Below are 20535 nucleotides of genomic sequence, written 5' to 3'. Positions count from 1 at the left end.
CATCTACCGTCTTAAGAGTCAAGATAAAAGTTGTTATTTTTTATCATGGCATTTAAACAAACGATAATTTTTCTCATGACAGCAACTAATGCAACCTTAGCAGCTTTGCCAGAATCAACCAAACGCTGATAAAACGCTTTCATTTTTCTGTTGTGGCGCATAGCAACAAGAGCTGACATGTATAGTGCTTTCCTTGCATAAAACCTGCCTCCTTTGATTTGAGCTTTGCCAACTTTTCTTCCACTTTCACTAGTTTTAGGTGCAACTCCAACCAAGCATGCAATTTCTCTATTCTCTAATCTACCAAGCTCAGGCACCTCTGTCAGTAGAACGCTCGCCGTCTTTGATCCAATACCTTTATAGCTGATTAAAAGCTCATTTTTTCCTTTCAATTCAGGGTCAGAGTCTATTGTGTCTTCTATGTCTTGCCTAATTTCTTTCAATTGTTTTTCAGCAAACCCTATCTGTCTTTCTATGTATTCTCTAGCTTTTCCCGTCGCACTTTGCAGGCGACACTTGTTTGCATGAATTGCATCATTTAAATTACGCTCAACTGCCCCCAGCTCCTTTAATTCCTCTTGCTTTTTTGAAATTACACATCCTTTTACTTCACCGCCTTTACTGACAAATTCAGCGTATTTTTCCAGTAATTTAGCATCTAACTTGTCAGTTTTTGCAAAATGATTGCAAGCTTTGGCAAATGCATATACCCGATTCGGGTGAGCTTTATGGACAGTTATCTTGCAACAATTTTATAATGAGCTTTTCATAGCCACCAGTTTACACATAACTTGATGGGTAAATCGACTATATTTGTTTCTATAAACTTAGATATAGCATCACTCACGTTTGCTATGCGCTTATGCTTGCCATTAATTGAGATGTCCAATGCTTCCTTGGAAACATCTACTCCCATGAAAATTATTCTAGCCATTTTTGTACCTATAAATATCATCAAACAATAATGCAAAATGCTGTATACAGGATTGTAATTCGATCTTTTAGATCCACCTACCGTTCGTACTACATTTTGCTTTAAGCCTTACTATTACCCACAAATAAAAACATAGTATTGTATTTATTCAAATAATTTAATTTTATTAACCTGAAAGCTTATTAGATTAAAATTATTAAACTAAGAGTTATAATTTTAGCAACTAAAAGCTGTAAATTGCACCATATAAACAGTTATTTCAAGCACAAGTTATGCCATTAAGAGCTACGCAACAAACATTTATATTTGTGGGTAATAGTAAGATCTAAATCCGATAGAGCATTGTTGGCACACCATCAAAAGTCGCCTCAGACCTCTAATGCATCAATGTACAAACTTACACCTTTTAGTTGGTAATACCATTTTAGACGTTTATCATTCGTTTTAGAAAATACTATAGTAGCGGAATGACGAATTTTTGTTTTTCAAATTGTCAGTAAATCTAAGTCAGTTTAGCTATATAAAACATAGTATAAAAAGAGCTATTTTAGCAAAATTTTAAACAAATAAAGTTAATTACTTCACAATTGATACCTTACGAGAAAAGCACATTTGATACAGATTTAAAATACAAGTTAACGAATTATTATGATTTTTACCAAGATAATAATATAGTAAGGTTTGGTAGTGAGGTATCAAAATGGAAAAATACACCAACGCATGGTTTAATAAGAAAGATAATCATGATTGTGCAAATGATGGCACTTGCGGGCAATCTATAAAGGATTTTAGGATTGGTAATTCTGATATTTCTTTTTTTGATAGTAACAAAAACTTAATTGCCAAAGTACCTAAACTACCAAAGTATTCTAGGGATAAATATGGGCATCAATTGTATAAGGAAGCTGAGTCAAAGCAGTTCAATTATTTTTCCACAAATATACATGATGTTTTGTCTAACAGCTTTACCGTTAAATACGGGTATATAAATTGTACTATAAAATACGACAACTTATCTGAGCAGGAACAAAACCAAATAGAAACAGACATTAAAACTGCCTATGAAGCATTTAAAGAAAAGTTTTGCTTGAAAAATAGTAATGCAAGTTACAATATAACGGTTCACATTTTTAATAATAGAAGCGATTATACAAAGTATAACAATCTTCTCGGCTTAGATGAAGATGGTGGTCCAGGATATATTACACGAGGAGTAACAGATTGTCAGAATATTCTGACATATAAGCAAAGTGCCATGGATTTTGTTCTAGGTCATGAGCTAGGCCACATATTTCAATTGTGTTTTTCACCATCGGCAACAGTCCAAACTTTGAGTATTCTGGATACTGAACTCATAGCAAATGTTGTTGGACGAGAAGTAGAAGAAAAAAATTATAAAGCTATTTGCAAGCAGATGGGTGTAGATGAATATAAATACGATGGATGGAGTTTTATTTTTAAATACATAGGTACAACTGGTAGTATATACCGCCTAAACCTTTCAGAAGAAGAGAAATTTCAAATTATACAACGTGTCAAGAGTTCTGGACTAGATGAATATGAAGACCATGGATGGATGTTTAAATTTAAATATAAAGATACAACTGGTAGTATATACCTCAAGGACCTTTCAGAAGAAGAGAAATTTCAAATTATACAACGTGTCAAGAATTCTGGACTAGATGAATATGAAGATCGTGAATCAATGTTTAGTTTTAAATACAAAGGCACCACTTATAGAGCAGAACACAGAGATTATCTTTCAGCAGAAGAAGAAAAACTTCAATTTATCAAAGACATTAAGAACTCTCATGAATCGCTCGTTAGTGAATGTGATGGATTGGGGAATGAGAATACAACTTTAGTGATTTACGTTGATGAAAATAAGGAGATAAGTCAAATGTATTTTCATAATCTAGACAAGAATATATTCAAATGGTTAGATAAGACACTTATAAGCAGAAGTAAACCTGAAGAAGATGTGGATGACACAGCAGGAAAAGAGCCTGAACCAGAATCAGCCGAAGAGGATACTCAGCAACCCAGTAATTTCTTATCCAATATTTTTTCAACAATTAAATCCATTATTGATTCTATCTCATCACTCTTTTCATGGTTATTTGGGTCGAAAGAGAAAGAGTCTAATCAACAATCTGATGATAATCCTTCTTTGTTTAAGCTCGATGCTAATGAGTTAGATCACGAAGTTAAGCCTGATGCCAATGAGTTAGGTCACGATGTTAGAGATCACTTATCAGACAATTATAACCATTACAACTCATCTGATGGGCTAATGTAATATAGCTAATTTACAATATCTGTTCAGATGCATGGCTAATGCACAAATATTGAAACAAAAATTCCAGTGCCCCTGTGATGTCATTCCAGTGCTTGACACTGGAATCCAGCTTTTAATCGAAAATGTTGTATAGTGCACAATCAATTTTTCTGGATCCCAGTGGGTTTTGTTGCATCGCTCAAGTGAAAAGAACTGGCAGTTACTGACAAAATTCATTATAAATAGCCATTTAACTGTTGAAGAAAAAATATGCCACAAAAAATGAGAGTCAGTAACTGCCATGAATATAACAAATTTCTCCAAGAAAGAGGAAGCATTTTTTGTTATATCAATGACGCCATAGAAAATTGGTACGAGAATTGTCCAAAAATGCAGGGCGGCAACTATATTTATAGTGATAAAGTTGTGATTTTGGTGCATATAATCGTCAGTTTCTTTAGAATTGGTTTAAGACAAACAGTCGGGTTTATAAAAGGGTACTTGCAACAAATAGGAAGAGATTTGGCAGTTATCAGCTATTCACAAGCATCAAGAAGGTTTAAGAAACTTAATATTAAGATAAATGATTGCAGAATTGATAAAAATAATATGGAAGATATCGAAATTGCTATAGACAGTACAGGAATTAGTGTATACAACAACACTCCTGGTCACAGCAAGGAAAATAGCACTGACAGAAAATATCGTGGCTATGAGCAAACGAGAAAATTGCACGTAATGTTGAATATAAACAACAAAAAAGCCATAGCTGTAAAATACAGTAATGGTGTCTACTCTGATCACTATGGAGCTTGTGATTTGCTAAAAGAAGTTGATTTTCAGCATGCCATAAAAGCACTATATGCAGATAGAGCATGTGATAGGCACAAGTTTTATAAGTTGTGTAACAAATATGATATAAAGACAAAAATTCCACCAATAAACAATGCGGCAGAACATCCAGAAATAGATTATATGTCTGACAGGAATGCTGCTATTAGGTTAATAAAATTATACGGTGAAGATGGCATGAAAGAATGGAAAAAAGAAGTAAATTATGGGAAAAGATCTTATATTGAAGGGTTTTTCTCAAGATTAAAGCAAATATTCGGATTTAGTTTTAGGAATAAATCTGAGATAAATCGAGAAAAAGAACTGCTAATCAAATGCTATTTGCTTAATAAATTCACTGATATTGGTATGGCTAAATTTGAGATAGTTACATGAATTTACCATAAATCACCATCTCATAAAGTGTGATGCAACAAAGCCATCCCAGTGTCACGCACTGGCATGACACCCTCCTTATGGGCCAAAATCACAATGTTCGTACAGTTGTGGATTCATTCGCGGCATAGATTCCGCTAACAAGTAGCGGAATGACGAATTTGTCGTTTTTTAGATTGTTGTAAGTCAGTTTAGCTATAGCATAATGCTATATTAATAAATAATCTGTATAATGCTATTAAATATAATAATTAAAATCTAAATCACTTTCTCTATAAAAGGAGAAATTTACCTTAATGAAAATACATATATATTTAATATTGTTTTTATTTTTTTCTTGCACCCAACTATATGCTGACGAGGAAATTGCAAAATTTGATTTACTTATTGGCGAGATAAATGAAGCAAGCTTCACTCTTAAAGGTGCAATAAAGGTTACAGTAGAACCAGGCTGGCACATATATTATAAAGATCCTGGAGATTTTGGCCTTCCCACGTCTATTAGTTACAAAGGTAATGCATCAGATATAAATATTCACTGGCCTATTCCAAAGGAACATAAAGATAAAGTAGGGAGAGAGACGTTTGTAAGGAACGTATATGAGGATATGGTATTATTTCCCTTTAAGATGAATATATTTTTAAATCAAGGGTATATTGACCTTAACTTCCATATAAATTATGCGATATGTAAAGATAGGTGCATCCCTAAAAATGTTGAGATAAAAATCAGGCAACCATTAAAGGATTTTATAGATTCTGATATCAATAAACTTATAAATGAGTGGTATGAAAAATAGAGTTCTCATGGGGTAGGTGTCATTCCAGTGCGTGACGCTGGAATCTAGCTATGGTCAAACCCACATCTGTACAAACTTGTGGTATAAGGGAATTCCTCTAAAATGGCGTCATCCAAGTAGCTGACACTGGGATCTATAATAAAAAAATTTAGATCCCAGTGTCACGCACTAACTGTACGAACATTGAGATATAAGAGTAATTTGTACCAAGAAAAAAGATGTCATCCCAGTGCCCAGACACTGGGATGACATCATCATAAGGTGAAGCTGGATTCCAGTGTCAAGCACTGGAATGACATCGTCTTAACATTGTACCATATTACAATGTTCGTACAGTTATGTGTCACGCTACTTGGATGACAAGAAAAGGTTCCTAGAATGACGGAAACGAAGTCATACATAGAAAATAGGTTAGGTATTTTCAATTTTTGTTGTATACTCAAATAAAAATCTCACTTTTACAGATGGATACAGTAAAGTTTGTTTTATTACTGCCAACAATATTACTCATGCTAGTTGCTGGTGTTTACCTATCGATTAAACTAAAGTGGCTACAGGTATTTAGATTACCATACACCCTTTCACTACTTGGAGCTAAAAAAGGAGAAAATAAATTTTCTTCTATAGCCGCTCTGTTTACAATTTTAGGGGGAAATTTAGGAGTAGGAAATATTTCAGGAACTGCTGTTGCTCTAAAAACCGGAGGACCGGGCTCTATTTTGTGGATGGCGATAATTATTGTTATCACTTCTGTGATAAAATATGTCACTTGTTATCTAAGTATAAAAACCAGAAAGGAAAAGAACGGACGGTTTATAGGTGGCCCTGTAGCCTACATGGCTGATGCATTTAATTCTAGAAAAGCTACAATTGTGTTTCTGGTTGTTATGATGATGGTTTCAATAACAGTTGGTAACCTTGTTCAGGTAAATTCTCTGTCAATACCACTTAACATGATAGATGTGCCTGTAGTCATTGGTGGCATTGTAATGGCCATAATATTTTTTGTTGTTGCAGTTCTCAGCTTAAAAAAGATTAAAATTTTTATATCGGCTATGATACCGATAATGACGGTAAGTTACCTCATACTTTGCGGTATCATATTATTTAAATTTAGTGAAAATATTCTTCCTTCTCTAAAACTAATAACAAGCAGTTTTTTTACAACCAGTAGCTTTAACTCTGGTTTATCTCTAGGTTTGATTCTAGAAATGTTGACTATTATTCAAGTCGGAACTTTGCGAGGTATTTTTGCAACAGATATAGGGCTTGGCCTTGAAGGAATCGTACATTCTTCAATTGTTCCTAAGAAAAATAATAATAAATTTATTATTGAGCAGAGTCTAATTACGATAATATCGCCTTTTATAGTTGCGTTTATAGTGTTTATTACAACAATGGTACTGCTTGTCACAGATTCTTGGGTCACTGATTTAGAGAGCACTAACATGTGCATGTTTGCTTTTAGAAAGGCAATGAATTGGCCTTATATTGACTATTTAATTATGGCCATAATGTTTTGTTTTGCTTTTACTACTATTTTTACTTGGTTTTTTTGCTCAAAACAGACAATACGCTATGTGTCTATGGATAATAAATACACTAAAATCTGGATTGTAATTTTTACCATGATCATTCCGCTTGGTGCGATAGGTAAAGTCCGGTTGCTATGGGATGTTGCTGATATCTCGATTGCTGCTTTGTTGTTTATCAACATACTCGCTATACTCAAGCTAACCTCTCAAGATCCAGGAGTGTTTACTATGAGTAGCAGATATTTGAAGTTGCAAAAACAGAGCTATAGCTAAAACAATTTAGGCTATGCAGCTGTTGTGATATAAGAGTGATTTCCGCCAAGAAGGATGTCATCCCAGTGCCCAGACACTGGGATCCAGGAATCTTGATTGGCACTAAATTAGTGAGCATAAAAGTAGCTAATCTTATGTTAAAACACAACATTTTTGATGGGGTTCGTGAAAGGCTGGATTCCAGACTGGAATGACAACTTAAATCGTTTGATGTTACCATAAAATAGCTTGTGTCATCACATTAGTAACACAACCTTCCTTAATAAAAATTCAACCAATGCTTGTGATAATTATATTAGCTAGTATTAGCTAGAACTAAAGGCAGAGGGTTATTAGTGAGGGATATATGGGCACTAACGATACACAACAAGAACACATTTATAATGAGCGCATTCAAGAAATTTTTCCTTTATTTGATAAAATAAAAAAGGAAGACGACCCAATTTATAATGCTAGAGTTGATTTTAACACAGTAAAGTTTTTAACAAAACACGCCAACTGGAATTGGGACGAAGAAGAAAACAAAGATAAAGCATATGGAGTTATTCTTCAGAAATGCGACAAGACAAAGAAAGCTGGACAAGAGCTTGAAAGTGAAGTTAAAGAAAGGTTGAAAGAGTATGTTGATGATGTTGCAGGAGTTTCAATATACGGTAATCACGCAAGTATTACGCTGGGAGATAACAAAAAAGAGTTTAAAATTAGCGAATTTTTAAATAGTGATTTTTGTGAGAAGAATGAAATCTCAGGATTTTCAACATTGCATAGTGATGGAAAGAGCGGAATGCATGGTTTTGTTGCCGAGGAAGAAGGGAAAAAAATAAGACATTATGTCGTAACTGATGGTTCATATGAAATGACTTTAAAGTGGTATGCGGAGGGGAAGGAATGTAAGATCAAAATTAAGATTGATGCTAACGGTGTAGACCTTGTTAAAGGTGATGATTTTTCTCTAGAACGGTTAGAAGTAAACAGAGATGTAAAAATAGGTGGTTTATTCTTGCATGAAATACAATTCAGGGAGAAAGGACAAGGAAAAGCGAATGAGATGCAACATAATAAAGACAGTAACGAGCTATCATCTGAAACTACAACAAGAATTGATGTTAATAGAGGTGTTAGCGTTCAAGCTACTGATATAACTCAAAAAAAAGAAGACCACCTTTCACATTTTGGACTACAATCTAACAGCAGAAGGCAGTCTTACGATAGCGGAATTGGAAAAGATTTTGACGATAAAATTAATTCTCAGGAGGCTAAAGAAAAGCGTGAGCTTAGACAAGCAGCACGAGAAGCAAATTCGGGAGGTCAAGTTTATAACCTACAATCGCTTTTTGAGGAGAATCCTCAGAACAAAAAAACTCCTCCGCCACTTCCACCTAGAACTAGTTCACTACCACCTAAAAAAGGTGTTTTCGATGAGCAAGGGGGAGCCAAATCTGGAAGCCAAAAACCAGATGACTTGCGCGAAAATGAGCAAACACCTAATAATCAGCAAAAAGGTGCAACTTCTGATTCTTCAGATAGTTCTACTTTCACCAAGTCTGTAAGCCACAATCAAGATAATAGGCAAGAAGATGAACGGTATGACAATCCTACATTTGGACATGCTGTACCTGGAAGCCAAAAACCAGATAGAAGTGAGCAAACACCTAATGATCAGCAACAACCTAAAACCCAGCAACAAGAAGGAAATAGCAAAGGCGATCTGTTACAAGACATCAGAAATTTCAAGAAAAACAACTTACGGCACATTGATGTTGATGATAGAAAAGCATCAATTGCAGGAAGTAGAAAAAATAACCCATCACCGTTAGAGACATTAAAGGACAGAATTCCTTATTCATCTTCTCCAGATAACAGTGATAACCAAGATGCTAGTGATGCTAAGTGGAAAGAAAGTGAACAGCCGCTCTCTGCTACAGCACTCAATAATAAAAGTGACTCGGGCTATTCATCTCCAACTCATGACAATAATGAACAATCTCAAGTAAATCCTGAACAGTTAAAGAAGAGCTTAGAGAACATTGAACAAAGTGATCAAACTCCACCTGAAAATCTTCTTAAAGAAATCAGAGATAGATCACAGCAGGATAATAGAGGATTAAGGCAAGTTGATCCTACTGATAAACTGTCACAAGATAAAGAAGATGGGTTGCAAAAAGACAATTTAGCAGATGTAAAAACAGTGGAAGGTCCAACCGTTAATGTCTCTGCTTCAACACCAAATAGTATAAGTGATTCAGGCTATATATCTCCAACTAATAGTGATAGTAAATCTCAAACAGATTTAAAACAGGTAGGAAGGAAATTAGAAGAACACATTAGACAAAGTAATCTAACTCTATTTGAAGAACTTAAAAATACATTAGGTCAAGAAAATCTCAGGTTAAAACCAGCTGATCAGAGTCAGATTAGCGAAGAAACTAAAAAACGCTTGAGAGAAGTTGGGTTGCTAAAAGACAGCTCAACAGACATAAAAGCAAACGATTCGGGCTATTCATCTCCAACTCATGACAATAATGAACAATCTCAAGTAAATCCTGGACAGTTAAAAGCGAGCCTAATGAATGTTGAACAAAGAGATGATACTCTACTTACGGAATTTACCAGTAAGTTGGATAAAGAAACTCAGAAGTTTCCACTAAAACCAGTGGATCAAAGAGGAATTAGTGAACAAACTAAAGAACATTTATTAGCAGCCGGGTTGCTAAAAGACAGCTCAACAGATGTAAAAACAGTGGCAGAACGAGAAAATGCTGACACTAATCCAACCGTAGATAAAAATAGCGAACTATATAAATTACTAGAGAAAGATGAAGCACAACTGAAAGCTGGAGTAATAGAAGAAGAAAGAGGAGATACTTTAACAGAACACACTGATGGTTATGATCGCAATAGAATTGCATTAGCTAACAGAAATAAAAGACCACTAGATTGGGCTAAACAGGTTGCTGAGTCACAACAAAAAAAAGATACTAATAAAGGTATTTCAATATAAATTGAAGTTAAAATAATTGCTTAGCAAACAATAGGTTTCATGTAATGGTAACCCTATAACGGAAGAGTAGGAGCCGCGTAAGAACAATACGAACACTCCAGCTAGGCCTTGTATATTGCATCCCCCCGCCCTATTTTTCCACTCTTCTGATGCTAAATAATACTTAATTTCTTGTTCACTGAGACGTTTAAATTTCACTATTGTAACCACAGTCCTGATATGTTGTTTAGATTGATCGGGAGTTAATAGACATACACTGGTGTATACTCTATGCCTTCTTCCTGATAACAAGCGGATACATTTTTCTGCTTGCTCAACGTTTTCAGCTTTGAGCAATATCCTTCTACCACAAGCAACAACTGTATCAACACCAAGCACAAAGTAATTTGGATTTGAGCTTTGTATTTTCTCCGCTTTACTTTTTGCCATACGGATTGAGTAATCCTTCGGAAGTTCCTTTTTTAAAGGGGCTTCATCTATATCTGCTGGCAAAATTAAACCTGGCTCAATGTTTATTTGTTTTAGTAAAGCTATACGCCTTTTCGATGATGAAGCAAGAATAAGATTATTTAGAGATCGTTCTGTCACTTGTACCTTTAAGCCTTCTAATGATCCTACCCTTTCTCGCATTCCTATCGTAAATGCTCATCTCAACTAACACCCTATCCCCTATAATGATGCGTATTTTACTTCTTCTCACTTTCCCTGATACATGACAGATAATCTCATGTTCATTGTCCAGTTTCACTCTAAATTCTGCTGCAGGTAGTAAAGCATTTACTGCCCCTTCCACTTCAAAAATTGTTTTCGATTTCTCGTCTTTTATCATATGTTATATTATAATTTAATAATCTTTTTTAGTCTACTATAGATTTTAAATTATTATCAACACAAAAGACCTTTTGCGCCCCACTTAAGTTGCAACTTAACCCCAACCATCTTCACAATGATACCCTACCTACGTTTCTACTCTCTGCCACCTTCTCAATAGAACTTATAGGACTTATGTTGAAAGATAAATCATTATCACAATTTTCTTCATCGCTATCAAGTCCACTATCAACGCTTAAAGATCTGAGTAATGTTGTCTTCTCTCTCAGTGGAACATAAGACTCATTATCAATGCTTGAAGATTTGGATAACCTTTTCTTCTGTCGTGGAGCATTACCAGACTCATTAGAAATTTCTCCCGTTAATTGATTGTTGAAGCTCCTTTGTTCATCAGCACGAATTTTTTCTTCCAGTCCATCAAGCATTCCTACCAATTCATCACCCCATTCATTTTCTTCTTCTAATAATTGTTTACACTTTTCTTTCTCACGCTCTAGCTCGTTTCTTAACTCTTCGACTTTATCTTCATCTTTAGTGAGTTCAAGTGTAAGCACCTTATCTCCTGGAAATTCCTCGTACTCGTTTTCTAGCTCTTCAATGTTGAGTTTTAGTCTCTCTTCTCCAAGTGTATCTTGTAAATTGCTATCCTGCCTATCTGATTCTTTAATCTTTTGCTCAATTTCTACTTGTACCTTATATTCCTGATCTAATTCTCTTAGCTGATCTTTCAAGCGCTCTTTCTGCTGGCGTCGTTCAACCATTATCTGTTCCGCATCTTCTCGTGCTTGATTTAGCTCTTTTTCCAAATTCTTCTTTCCTGCATTAACAATTTTCAGCTCTTCCTTTAGCTTTCTTTTTTCTTCATATACACCTTTAAGTTCTTGTGCTTTCTCTTGTAGCTCTTTTAACACACCTGCTAATTCTTCATTTTTTTGTGCCAGTTCAGTTTGCAATTCCGTGTTTTTTTGCTCCTCTTTTTCAAACCTGTCTTGTAAATCGCTATTCTGCTTCTCTAACTTTACAATTGTTTGATTAGCTTCTGCTTGGGTTGTTTCTAGTTTCTCCTGTAGTCGCTGATTTTCTTGTATTAATTCATGGTGCTTTTTATTTATCACTTGCAACCCTGCTTCTATTTTTTGCTTCAATTCAACAGCTTCTTTTTTCAAATTTGACATTTCTTGCTTCAATTCAACGTTTTCTTCGGACAGCATCTGATTATTTAAAATCAATTCATCCATTTGTTGTGAAGCAAATTCTGTCTGAGTTCCAGTGTGCTGTAAATTGACTTCCGTTTTAGTTTCGATTTGTTGTGAAGCAACTTCTGTTTGAGTTTCAGTGTGTTGTAAATTGACTTCCGTTTGAGTTGATGCATTGCTATTAATAGAAGGAGAAAGGCTATTGTCAGCATCAACTTTAGGGTCTAATTCCCCCTCTGGTTCCTCGCGATAGGCCGCTATAGGCTCATTTTGAAAATTATTATTAGCAGTAGGTACAACATCAGCAGCCTTACCTTTTTCTAGTACAGCATCATATAAGGAGAGACCTTGAATATATAATTCATCGTTTTGCTTTATTAATTCTAAGATCTCATCCGATAGCACAAAATCTTCATCATTAAATTTTAGTACTTCAGTTATGCCATCGCTACTCACATTCATAATCATGGTACACATTTCGGATCCATCCTTTACAAGCCAAGTGCTTTTCATTTCATAATATGCGCCCTCTTTAAATTCATAATATCTTTCCTTACCTTTCCGATGAGCGTGTATTTCATGTTTTTTATTGCAATAGATATTCAGCTCTTTAATATCTTTCTCTTGCTGTAAAATGTCACTAATCCTGGTTGGCTCACTTCTATTGTAATTAATAGAGTTGATATTCAAAACTCTATAAGCGTTATCAGTTTCTGTGTAATAAGCTTGAAGCTCTACGCCTTTTCTTCCAAGATATTTACTTGCAGCTTTTTTTCCCTGCTCTGCCAACTTTATGCATTTATCTATATCTTTCTTAAAGCTCTTATTAGCAGACTCTGTTACTGCTTTATCTATGTACGTTTTTTTAAAATCTCTATCATTTATTAGGTCATAAAAACTCCACTCATCTCTATAAGCCTTCTGTATAGCAGTGAAGTCACTTTCTTCTTTCAAAAGCATTAAGAAGCTTACCTTGTCTTCTAGGTCTTTTAGTTTAAAGCCTGTTATTATCTTCTCTAATTGAGAAAATTTTTCAGCAAGATTATTTAAATTTTTAACTCTTTGTATAATTTATTATTTTCTGCAATTGAGCGGCAGAACTTTATTATAGCAGAGTCCTTAGTGAAAGAATTGTCTTTTTCCATTTTATTGATACAGTCCTTGAGGGATGTAAAATGCGATTCAAGCCATGACGAATATAGATCGTATTCATAAGATGCCAACAAGCAATGTATTGCATTCCAAGCACATGATGCTACCCTTATAACTGATTCAACATCATAATTCTCTGACTGATTACTTGTTTTTCCTGCCTCTGCTGTTTTTTCTTCCTTAGCCAAACTTCCAGTCATAATACGCCTCCTTAACTATATTTATATTATACCAATTAACATATATTAAAAGAAATCAAACTGTATAACCTCGTCCTACACTAACTTTTATGATTACTTAATTGTGTAAAAATAACTGCAAGTGTTAAACTTGAGCTTTTATTTTTCATTATACATTTCTTACTACATGTTTATACTGCTGTCTTGCATAATAGACTATTCGAAGTTACACAAGTATTTTTTTTATTAGATAAGAGTTAGTAAGAGCCTGTTCATAATTTTTTCAGAAGTAAGGCAGTGAAAGCCAGAACGACCATTTGTAGGCTAGTATTGAGTTTTCGCTCACAATTTTTCCACAATCTTCTACATTTTTCTAACCAAGCAAAAGATCGCTCCACAACCCATCTTTTGGGCAATACAGCAAAGGAACGTAATTCATTTCTTTTGATCACTTCAACGGTTGCACCAATAATCGTTTTTATTTGAGTTACAAAATTCTCTCCAGTATAGCCTGCATCAACCAGTACATTTTTAACTCCCGAGAGGTTTTCTTTTGCATTTTCGACCATTCTCACAGCACTGCTACGATCAGTTATCTCTGCTGTTGTTGTATAAATTGCATGCTTGCGTATCTACTGCAATACGGCCCTGAAATCTTCTTGCCTGCATCATAGCTTCAGCAGTATCTGCATTTTTTATACTCTGTGCATCAATTATGCAGAAGCTTTTCCGACCATTGTTTTGTCGCAATTATTTTTTTTTAATACCAGCTCCAGAACACTTTCTTTATTTACATCTGGTTTTTCACTCCACTTCTTAAAATAGTCGTAACAATTGCGCCATTTTGGGAACTCTTTTGATACCATTCTCCACTGGCAACCACTTTTTAACACGTATAACACTCCACAAAATATATCATGTAAATCAAGTGTTCTTGGTTTTGTCTTCTTTCTGCAAGATTCCAGATCTGCTACAATAATCTCAAACTTTTCTCGACTTATGTCACTTGGTTATAAACTTCGCATATCCTACTTTATATACTTTATCCTCTCACTTTATCTCTTTTTTGAGATTACGTACAGGCTCTAAGATACAAAGACGTTTTCAGAAATCTTTAAGCTTAATAACATCCTCTCTCTTTGGACTAGTTGAGATTAGATGAATTGGTACACCTATTAATTTTTCTAACCCTTCTATATATTTTATTAAATTGATAGGCAATGTTTCAATCGACCTTTTACCTTGAGTGTTTTCTTTCCAGCCAGGAAACTCTTCATATATTGGCTCTAATTCCCCTTGTATTGAATGCGATGCGGGTAAATAATCATACATTTTTCCGCTATACTTGTAACCAGTGCATATTTTAATTGTATCAAAAGAATTAAGCACATCTAATTTGGTTAATACAATGCTTGAAACTCCAGAGAGTTGTACGGCCTGGCGCACTAAAACTGCATCGAACCATCCGCAACGCCTTCTTCTATTGCTCACTGTTCCAAGTTCCTTACCTATAGTAAACAAGCTATCTCCTACTTCATTTTTCTGCTCAGTAGGAAATGGGCCATTGCCCACTCTTGTTGTATAAGCTTTTACCACACCAATAATGTAAGCATTGGAGGATAACCCTGAGCCTGTTATTGCTTGCGATGCTACAGTATTACTTGAAGTAACAAAAGGGTAAGTTCCGTGGTCGATATCTAAAAATGCGCCTTGGGCACCTTCAAATATTATTTTCTTACCTTCTTTCATCAAGTCATTTAATATCTTCCACACAGGTTTTTTATATGAAAGAATTTTTTCTGAAATCTCTTGAATTTCCTTTAATATTTCTTCTTTTTTAACTACCTGGTAGTTAAGGCCTTTCCTGATAGCATTGTGGTAATTCAAAAGAGTATCCAATCTTTTATTGAGCTCATCTGCGTTTTCTAAGTCACAAAGGCGTATAGCTCTCCTCCCAACTTTATCTTCATAACATGGTCCTATCCCTTTATTTGTTGTACCAATTTTGTGATTTCCATTTAAATCTTCAAATAGCTTTTCCTTGTCCTTATGTACGCTAAGTATTAATGGACAGCTCTCAGATACCATCAAGTTGTTATAGTTTACGTCTACTCCTTTAACTTTCAATGACTCTATTTCTGAGATTAGAGCGTGTGAATCAAGAGCAACGCCATTTCCTATGATAGATATTTTGCCTGGCCTCAAAACAGCAGAGGGCAGTAAATTTAATTTATAAACCTCATCATCTACTACTATAGTGTGCCCTGCATTATTTCCTCCCTGAAATCTCACAACTACATCTGCATTCTCAGAAAGATAATCTACTATTTTACCCTTGCCTTCGTCACCCCATTGCAGACCAACAATTACAATATTATTCATCATTATTTTCTAGATTAATACATAAATATTAATGCAGTACGCTACAAATGGAAAGAGAAATCTACGCCTTTCCTACACCCCTTAAATAAAGAAATATACTGTCGATTTTCTTAATATATTACCAAATTATTCATCATTATATGATATAACTTACAGCATATTTACAGTAAGGTGTTATTTATGAAAGAGACAAAAGGAAAAAATAATAAGAGTCCAGTAGTTAGATTAAAGGCCACAGCTAAAGAGTTCAATTTTAGTAAATTAAGAGCAGATCAAGATAATAAATTAGCGAATTCCGGTGAAACAATGTTCTTAGATTTTCAAAGGATGAATTTTATTATTAACGGAAAAGAAATAGATAAAAATCTTATTATTGCATTTAAGGAAGGAGCTAAGCACCGCAAAAGCGAACTTTTTAATAGTGATGATATATATAATGACGAAATATTTAACAAAAAAGGAACAAGAGAAATAGATACGGATCATGGCAAAGCTTTTGTTGCTTCAGTACTCGAAGATATTGAGAAAGAGCTTGTAAGTAATGCATTGGGTGAGCTATGGAAAAATCACTGTGAAAATTCCAAAACTGCCAATCATCAAAAAACCGATTCATATAAGAAAGAATTTGAAGAATTTTACAATGCTGGCCAAAGGTATATCCATCTATTACCAACAGAGAAAGATGAAAACAAGGATTACCGTTCCTTTGCAAAAGAAGTTTTCAAAAAAATGTTCAGATACGCTGGGGCAGAAGTTCCAAGTGATGCTATTTTAGAAGAGCTAGTTACCAATTGTAATCAAGCAGGGTATGAGGCTGCTCCATTTATACAAACCCAACTTGCACTTGGACAGTCGTTCATAGTAGAAAATCCTAAAAAAGTAATAAACATTGATTGTGCTAACCAAAATAATGTGAGAATTAGATCTGATATGAGGCTACCAATACTCTCTGTTAAAAATCAAGTTATGCATGGCGATAAGATATGTAATCTGTCTAGTTCATTGGAATTTACAATTGAATCTCACAATGGTGAAGACTTTGTAACATACAGAGATGGTAAATTGTCACTTACTATTCCTAAAGAGTTAAAAAATTATAAAGATAATGGCAAGAGCTTGTTTGACATTATTAAAGAATATTTTCAGGAATTCTGTGCAAAATTAGGATTTAAACCTGAGACAAAAATACAAATAGAGCATGGCTTCGGTGCTCAAAGTAACTATTTAGATGGTACAATATCAACCACAGGATCAGATGCAAATGAAGAATTTATCAATCTTTTAAGCGAAAATCTCAGAGAGAGGTTATTGGGGTCAGGAGTTGCTCTAGAAGATGAAGATGTTGATGATATTGTTGAAGTCAGAGTATCTACCGTTATAGATCTATTGAGTGATTATGCTAAATTGGAAGATAATAAAGAACAAAGAGAGTTATTAATAAGTAAAGTAGCAGATAATTTAGGACTTTCCACTCAAGATAAAACAGCACCAGAAGTATTGATGGAATTAGGCTCTTTACCTTCTTTGATAAAAGGTCAGGTTAATCATAATCAAGTGCAGTCTGTTGTAAATACTTTTATTAAGTTAATTATTGAAGGGAAAAGCGAAGTATACAAAAAAGGAGGTGCGATTAATGCAATTGATGCAATTCATAAGGAGATAGATAAGGCAATTGTTGAGCAAGAAAAAAAAGCAACCAACAAACAAGATATAGAAAATGATAAATGGACAGATAGAATCAAAAAACAGAATTATTCTGCGGAATCACATGAACATTTACCTTAAAGATATTAGTAGGCTCTTTAAATATTTTAGAGTTCATGGTTACAACGGTTGCTATTTTACAGTGCATCTCACAACACTTTCTTCAAAAATATACATGTTAACATACCCTGGACGTACAAGATCACACTTATACCCAAGCTTTTCATAAAATACTTTCGCTTTTTGAAAATTCATGGTTGCAACGGTTGCTATTTTACAGTGCATCTCACGACCATAATCATGAACTTCTTCCATTAGCTGCTTTCCCATACCTTTTCTTCTATAATCAGAATGTACCCAAAGCAAGTCAGTGTAAATTGAACCATAGATAACAAAACCGCTACAACCTGCAATAATTTGTTCAGTATCATCGCGAATAAAAAAAGCAAATGGGTTACACGTACCTTTATCAACGGTTTCTTCATTAATCTTTTTGAGTAGGAATTCAATGTCTTTGCTACTTGGTGATGTGGTGTGTTCTATTTTCATCTCTCGGCCTAATACCGCATACTGATTTCTCTCTTTATCTTATATAAATTAATTAAGTAAAGTGAATACAGTATCCACACTACTAAAAAAAATGTGGCACAAAACATAAACATTGCAACCAGTGGCAACAGCAGGGAACTTTCTATTGCTATTCCACCTTTTCTCAAAATGCTTGCTGGCTGATGGAGAGTGGACCATAAATTCACGGAAAATTTTACTATAGGAATATTTATAGCACTAAAGATGGCAAATACTGCTGCTGATTTTTCTGCCCTCGCTTCATTATCAAAAGCGCTCCACAATGAAAGGTAGCCAACATATAGGAAAAGTAAAATCAGCATTGAAGTAAGTCTTGCATCCCATACCCACCAAGTGCCCCAGGTTCCTTTTCCCCAGATGCTGCCTGTGATTAAACATATTGCCGAAAAGACTGTCCCTGCAGGAGCAGCAGCATGTGCCAAGACACTAGCAATGCTATTGTTCCATACCAATGAAATGAAACTGAGTGATGCAATTAATCCATATATTCCAAGAGCAAGCCATGCAGAAGGCACATGAATGTACATAATTCGTACAATTTCTCCTTGTTTATAATCTTCTGGAGAGAAGAATAACGCCAAAGACATTCCAATTAAAAAACATGCGAAACAAATAACCCCAAGCCAAGGTAGAGCTTTCTTAGAAAAATAAGAGAAATTTGTAGGCTTTAATAAAAACATTCGTTTTGAGAATAATTGTGTTAAGAATTTACCAATTAGTTTGAGTTTTATCAACAGGATAGTTTTTCTATATTTACGTAGGTCAATAAATTAGCATAATTTCAGTAGCAGATTGCTAGCCATTATTTTTAGTATAACACTATATAAAACATGACCATTAAAAAGCTTAATCTACACTTAGTATCAGATTCAAGTGGTGAAACTGTTATATCAGTTGCAAAATCAGCTCTGAAACACTTTCGTTCTATAGAAACGATCGAATATGTTTGGTCTTTTGTGAAAAAAGAGGAGCAGATTGACAAAATTCTGGAGGAAATTAATAGGAAAAGTGATGAGCATAATTTTGTTATATGCACTATTACTGATGATGAGCTAAGAAAATATTTAAAAGATAACTGTATAAAGTTGAAAATTCCCTATAGAGCAATATTATCACATATTATTAGAGAAATTTCGTCCTATCTTGAAATTGAAAAAGACGAAAAGCTTGACTTGCATACTGAGATAAATAACGAATATTTTCAGCGCATTGAGGCAATAAACTACACTATTAATCATGATGATGGACAAAATATTCAAGATATTGATAAAGCAGATATAATTTTGGTTGGAGTTTCACGTACATCAAAATCTCCCACCAGTACGTATTTAGCTTACCGAGGCTATAAAGTTGCAAATATTCCTTTTGTTAGTGGAGTACCCTTTTATGTTGACTTGGCAAAATTAAAAAATAAACTAACGATAGGGGTAACAATAGACGTAAGTAGGCTAATAGAAATACGCAAAAATAGACTTACTTCAATTAACAACGAAGATAATAATATATATGCTAACCCTGAGAAAGTAGAAAAGGAAATTAAAGAAGCAGAGGAGCTCTTTAAACAGAATAACTGGCCAATTATCGATGTCACGCAAAAGTCGATCGAAGAAGTATCAGCAACAATTATACAATATTTTAATAAAATGTTATCAATTGACTAACTCTTGATAAGTGATTATAATGTAAAGTAATTTAATTCTTACTATAGATATGAAAGTCAAAGGGTCGCTAAAATCTCATCGTAACAGAGATAAAAATTGTAAAGTTGTGAAAAGGGGTGGTAAGATCTACATTATAAATAAGGTAAAGCCAAGGTGTAAAGCGCGTCAAGGTTCTTAGCTTTTTGTTCACCTTTTCATGTTATATATTTTTTATATGTGAAAGTACGGTGCTTATATCTAAAAAGAAGCAAAAGTTACTGTGTTTAAGCGCAGCCTTACTCATTTCTTCCCTTACATTATATTTCAGAATTAGCACAATTACAGGTAAACGTGGCTTATTGACGTTAATCGATTTAAAAAAAGAAATCGAGTACAATAAACTTTTGCTAAAGGATGTCTCTTCTGAAAAGGAAAAGTTGGACAACAAAGTATTTGGCTTATATGAAAAAAGCTTAGATTTAGATCTGCTTGATGAGCAAGCAAAAAATGCTTTAGGTTATGTGAACCCTAATGAACTTATGGTTGTTCTTGACGTGGAATAGCAGTAGAGATCTCCCTACGTCATACCGCCGCGGCGCTAACACGTAGCGGGATGACGGTTTTTCAAATTGTCGGTAAATCTAAGTCAGTTTAGCTATATTGTCTCTCACACCGCTTAGCTGAACAGACAATGGCGTCAACTTAAGGAAAAATGTCAGAGATTGTGTATAAAATTTCTCTCTAAAATTTTTACCATTAAATTACCCAAGAGCTGCATGACCTTACCCAGAAAAAGTGGAGAGAAAGAAAAGAGT

17 protein-coding genes and 3 pseudogenes are annotated in these 20535 nt (G+C 34.4%); 10 read left to right on the top strand and 10 right to left on the bottom strand.

Going from position 1 to position 20535, the window contains the following annotated elements; all coding sequences use genetic code 11:
- Positions 1 to 11: 11 nt before the first annotated feature.
- Positions 12 to 934 (bottom strand): annotated as a pseudogene (locus ONI09_RS07100) (IS110 family RNA-guided transposase).
- Positions 935 to 1634: 700 nt separating this feature from the next.
- On the opposite strand from ONI09_RS07100, the gene ONI09_RS04520 reads away from it, so the two are divergent.
- Positions 1635 to 3233 carry a hypothetical protein gene (locus ONI09_RS04520; RefSeq protein WP_265013812.1) on the top strand — a complete coding sequence of 533 codons (1599 nt, stop codon included), beginning with the start codon at positions 1635 to 1637 and terminating at the stop codon, positions 3231 to 3233.
- Here the strand turns inward: ONI09_RS04520 and ONI09_RS04515 are convergent.
- On the bottom strand, positions 3225 to 3449 hold the full coding sequence (locus tag ONI09_RS04515) for a WPE palindromic element domain-containing protein (RefSeq protein ID WP_265013811.1): 225 nt from the start codon (positions 3447 to 3449) through the stop codon (positions 3225 to 3227). The genes ONI09_RS04520 and ONI09_RS04515 overlap by 9 nt on opposite strands.
- Before the next feature lie 33 nt (positions 3450 to 3482).
- Here ONI09_RS04515 and ONI09_RS04510 point away from each other — a divergent pair, with 33 nt between their 5' ends.
- The 5 genes from ONI09_RS04510 to ONI09_RS04490 all read left to right on the top strand — a co-directional run bounded on the left by ONI09_RS04510 (position 3483) and on the right by ONI09_RS04490 (position 10048).
- Positions 3483 to 4439, top strand: a complete 957-nt coding sequence (locus ONI09_RS04510) for an IS5 family transposase (RefSeq protein ID WP_265013810.1) — start codon at positions 3483 to 3485, stop codon at positions 4437 to 4439.
- 296 nt (positions 4440 to 4735) lie between these two features.
- Positions 4736 to 5239, top strand: a complete 504-nt coding sequence (locus ONI09_RS04505; RefSeq protein ID WP_265013809.1) for a protein-disulfide reductase DsbD domain-containing protein — start codon at positions 4736 to 4738, stop codon at positions 5237 to 5239.
- A 464-nt stretch (positions 5240 to 5703) separates the two neighbouring features.
- Positions 5704 to 7047: an alanine:cation symporter family protein gene (locus ONI09_RS04500; RefSeq protein ID WP_265013808.1), complete on the top strand. Its 1344-nt coding sequence runs from the start codon at positions 5704 to 5706 to the stop codon at positions 7045 to 7047.
- Between the two features lie 35 nt (positions 7048 to 7082).
- On the top strand, positions 7083 to 7241 hold the full coding sequence (locus ONI09_RS04495) for a hypothetical protein (RefSeq protein ID WP_153296804.1): 159 nt from the start codon (positions 7083 to 7085) through the stop codon (positions 7239 to 7241).
- 152 nt (positions 7242 to 7393) lie between these two features.
- Positions 7394 to 10048 carry a hypothetical protein gene (locus ONI09_RS04490; protein ID WP_265013807.1) on the top strand — a complete coding sequence of 885 codons (2655 nt, stop codon included), beginning with the start codon at positions 7394 to 7396 and terminating at the stop codon, positions 10046 to 10048.
- Here ONI09_RS04490 and ONI09_RS04485 read toward each other — a convergent pair.
- From ONI09_RS04485 to ONI09_RS04460, 6 genes and pseudogenes are all read right to left on the bottom strand, one after another.
- Entirely contained in the window at positions 10040 to 10636 is a 597-nt protein-coding gene (locus tag ONI09_RS04485) for a Maf family nucleotide pyrophosphatase (RefSeq protein WP_007550161.1), read from the bottom strand. The two genes, ONI09_RS04490 and ONI09_RS04485, sit on opposite strands and share 9 nt — an antisense overlap.
- Positions 10614 to 10877: a translation initiation factor IF-1 gene (infA, locus tag ONI09_RS04480; RefSeq protein ID WP_265013806.1), complete on the bottom strand. Its 264-nt coding sequence runs from the start codon at positions 10875 to 10877 to the stop codon at positions 10614 to 10616. The genes ONI09_RS04485 and infA overlap by 23 nt, the downstream gene beginning before the upstream one ends.
- A 112-nt stretch (positions 10878 to 10989) precedes the next feature.
- Positions 10990 to 13002, bottom strand: a pseudogene (locus ONI09_RS04475) (hypothetical protein); the annotation flags it as partial.
- A gap of 119 nt (positions 13003 to 13121) precedes the next feature.
- Positions 13122 to 13427, bottom strand: a complete 306-nt coding sequence (locus tag ONI09_RS04470; RefSeq protein ID WP_265013804.1) for a hypothetical protein — start codon at positions 13425 to 13427, stop codon at positions 13122 to 13124.
- Positions 13428 to 13678: 251 nt separating this feature from the next.
- Positions 13679 to 14407, bottom strand: a pseudogene (locus ONI09_RS04465) (IS5 family transposase).
- Positions 14408 to 14510: 103 nt separating this feature from the next.
- Positions 14511 to 15788, bottom strand: coding sequence for an adenylosuccinate synthase (locus ONI09_RS04460; RefSeq protein ID WP_006280265.1), 1278 nt, complete (start codon positions 15786 to 15788; stop codon positions 14511 to 14513).
- A gap of 180 nt (positions 15789 to 15968) precedes the next feature.
- On the opposite strand from ONI09_RS04460, the gene ONI09_RS04455 reads away from it, so the two are divergent.
- Positions 15969 to 17573: a hypothetical protein gene (locus tag ONI09_RS04455; protein WP_265013803.1), complete on the top strand. Its 1605-nt coding sequence runs from the start codon at positions 15969 to 15971 to the stop codon at positions 17571 to 17573.
- 51 nt (positions 17574 to 17624) lie between these two features.
- Here the strand turns inward: ONI09_RS04455 and ONI09_RS04450 are convergent, their stop codons facing one another.
- A complete protein-coding gene (locus ONI09_RS04450) occupies positions 17625 to 18041 on the bottom strand; it encodes a GNAT family N-acetyltransferase (RefSeq protein ID WP_006279634.1) in 417 nt (138 codons plus the stop codon).
- 8 nt (positions 18042 to 18049) lie between these two features.
- Positions 18050 to 18760, bottom strand: coding sequence for a heme ABC transporter permease CcmC (gene ccmC, locus ONI09_RS04445; protein ID WP_065095173.1), 711 nt, complete (start codon positions 18758 to 18760; stop codon positions 18050 to 18052).
- Positions 18761 to 18910: 150 nt separating this feature from the next.
- On the opposite strand from ccmC, the gene ONI09_RS04440 reads away from it, so the two are divergent.
- From ONI09_RS04440 to ONI09_RS04430, 3 genes are read left to right on the top strand one after another with little or no spacing between them, the layout of a single operon-like run.
- Positions 18911 to 19741 carry a pyruvate, water dikinase regulatory protein gene (locus ONI09_RS04440; RefSeq protein ID WP_065095172.1) on the top strand — a complete coding sequence of 277 codons (831 nt, stop codon included), beginning with the start codon at positions 18911 to 18913 and terminating at the stop codon, positions 19739 to 19741.
- 49 nt (positions 19742 to 19790) lie between these two features.
- Positions 19791 to 19919 carry a type B 50S ribosomal protein L36 gene (gene ykgO, locus ONI09_RS04435; protein WP_006279631.1) on the top strand — a complete coding sequence of 43 codons (129 nt, stop codon included), beginning with the start codon at positions 19791 to 19793 and terminating at the stop codon, positions 19917 to 19919.
- Between the two features lie 49 nt (positions 19920 to 19968).
- Positions 19969 to 20283 (top strand): FtsB family cell division protein, encoded by a 315-nt coding sequence (locus tag ONI09_RS04430; protein ID WP_265013802.1) that lies wholly within the window; start codon positions 19969 to 19971, stop codon positions 20281 to 20283.
- Positions 20284 to 20535 lie beyond the last annotated feature (252 nt).

Source organism: Wolbachia endosymbiont of Drosophila pseudotakahashii (assembly GCF_026015925.1).
In the GTDB taxonomy this organism is placed as follows: Bacteria; Pseudomonadota; Alphaproteobacteria; order Rickettsiales; family Anaplasmataceae; genus Wolbachia; species Wolbachia pipientis.
The sequence above is the reverse complement of the archived record's forward strand: the minus strand, read 5'-3'. Positions and strand labels throughout refer to the sequence as shown.

What these genes read in the sequence shown, in the direction of transcription:
- ONI09_RS04450 (WP_006279634.1), bottom strand. Translation starts at nt 18,041, where the DNA reads ATGAAAATAGAACACACCACATCACCAAGTAGCAAAGACATTGAATTC.
- ONI09_RS04520 (WP_265013812.1), top strand. Translation starts at nt 1,635, where the DNA reads ATGGAAAAATACACCAACGCATGGTTTAATAAGAAAGATAATCATGAT.
- ONI09_RS04460 (WP_006280265.1), bottom strand. Translation starts at nt 15,788, where the DNA reads ATGAATAATATTGTAATTGTTGGTCTGCAATGGGGTGACGAAGGCAAG.
- ONI09_RS04505 (WP_265013809.1), top strand. Translation starts at nt 4,736, where the DNA reads ATGAAAATACATATATATTTAATATTGTTTTTATTTTTTTCTTGCACC.
- ONI09_RS04490 (WP_265013807.1), top strand. Translation starts at nt 7,394, where the DNA reads ATGGGCACTAACGATACACAACAAGAACACATTTATAATGAGCGCATT.
- ONI09_RS04470 (WP_265013804.1), bottom strand. Translation starts at nt 13,427, where the DNA reads ATGACTGGAAGTTTGGCTAAGGAAGAAAAAACAGCAGAGGCAGGAAAA.
- ONI09_RS04510 (WP_265013810.1), top strand. Translation starts at nt 3,483, where the DNA reads ATGCCACAAAAAATGAGAGTCAGTAACTGCCATGAATATAACAAATTT.
- ONI09_RS04440 (WP_065095172.1), top strand. Translation starts at nt 18,911, where the DNA reads ATGACCATTAAAAAGCTTAATCTACACTTAGTATCAGATTCAAGTGGT.
- ONI09_RS04455 (WP_265013803.1), top strand. Translation starts at nt 15,969, where the DNA reads ATGAAAGAGACAAAAGGAAAAAATAATAAGAGTCCAGTAGTTAGATTA.
- ONI09_RS04515 (WP_265013811.1), bottom strand. Translation starts at nt 3,449, where the DNA reads ATGAATTTTGTCAGTAACTGCCAGTTCTTTTCACTTGAGCGATGCAAC.
- infA (WP_265013806.1), bottom strand. Translation starts at nt 10,877, where the DNA reads ATGATAAAAGACGAGAAATCGAAAACAATTTTTGAAGTGGAAGGGGCA.
- ykgO (WP_006279631.1), top strand. Translation starts at nt 19,791, where the DNA reads ATGAAAGTCAAAGGGTCGCTAAAATCTCATCGTAACAGAGATAAAAAT.
- ONI09_RS04500 (WP_265013808.1), top strand. Translation starts at nt 5,704, where the DNA reads ATGGATACAGTAAAGTTTGTTTTATTACTGCCAACAATATTACTCATG.
- ccmC (WP_065095173.1), bottom strand. Translation starts at nt 18,760, where the DNA reads ATGTTTTTATTAAAGCCTACAAATTTCTCTTATTTTTCTAAGAAAGCT.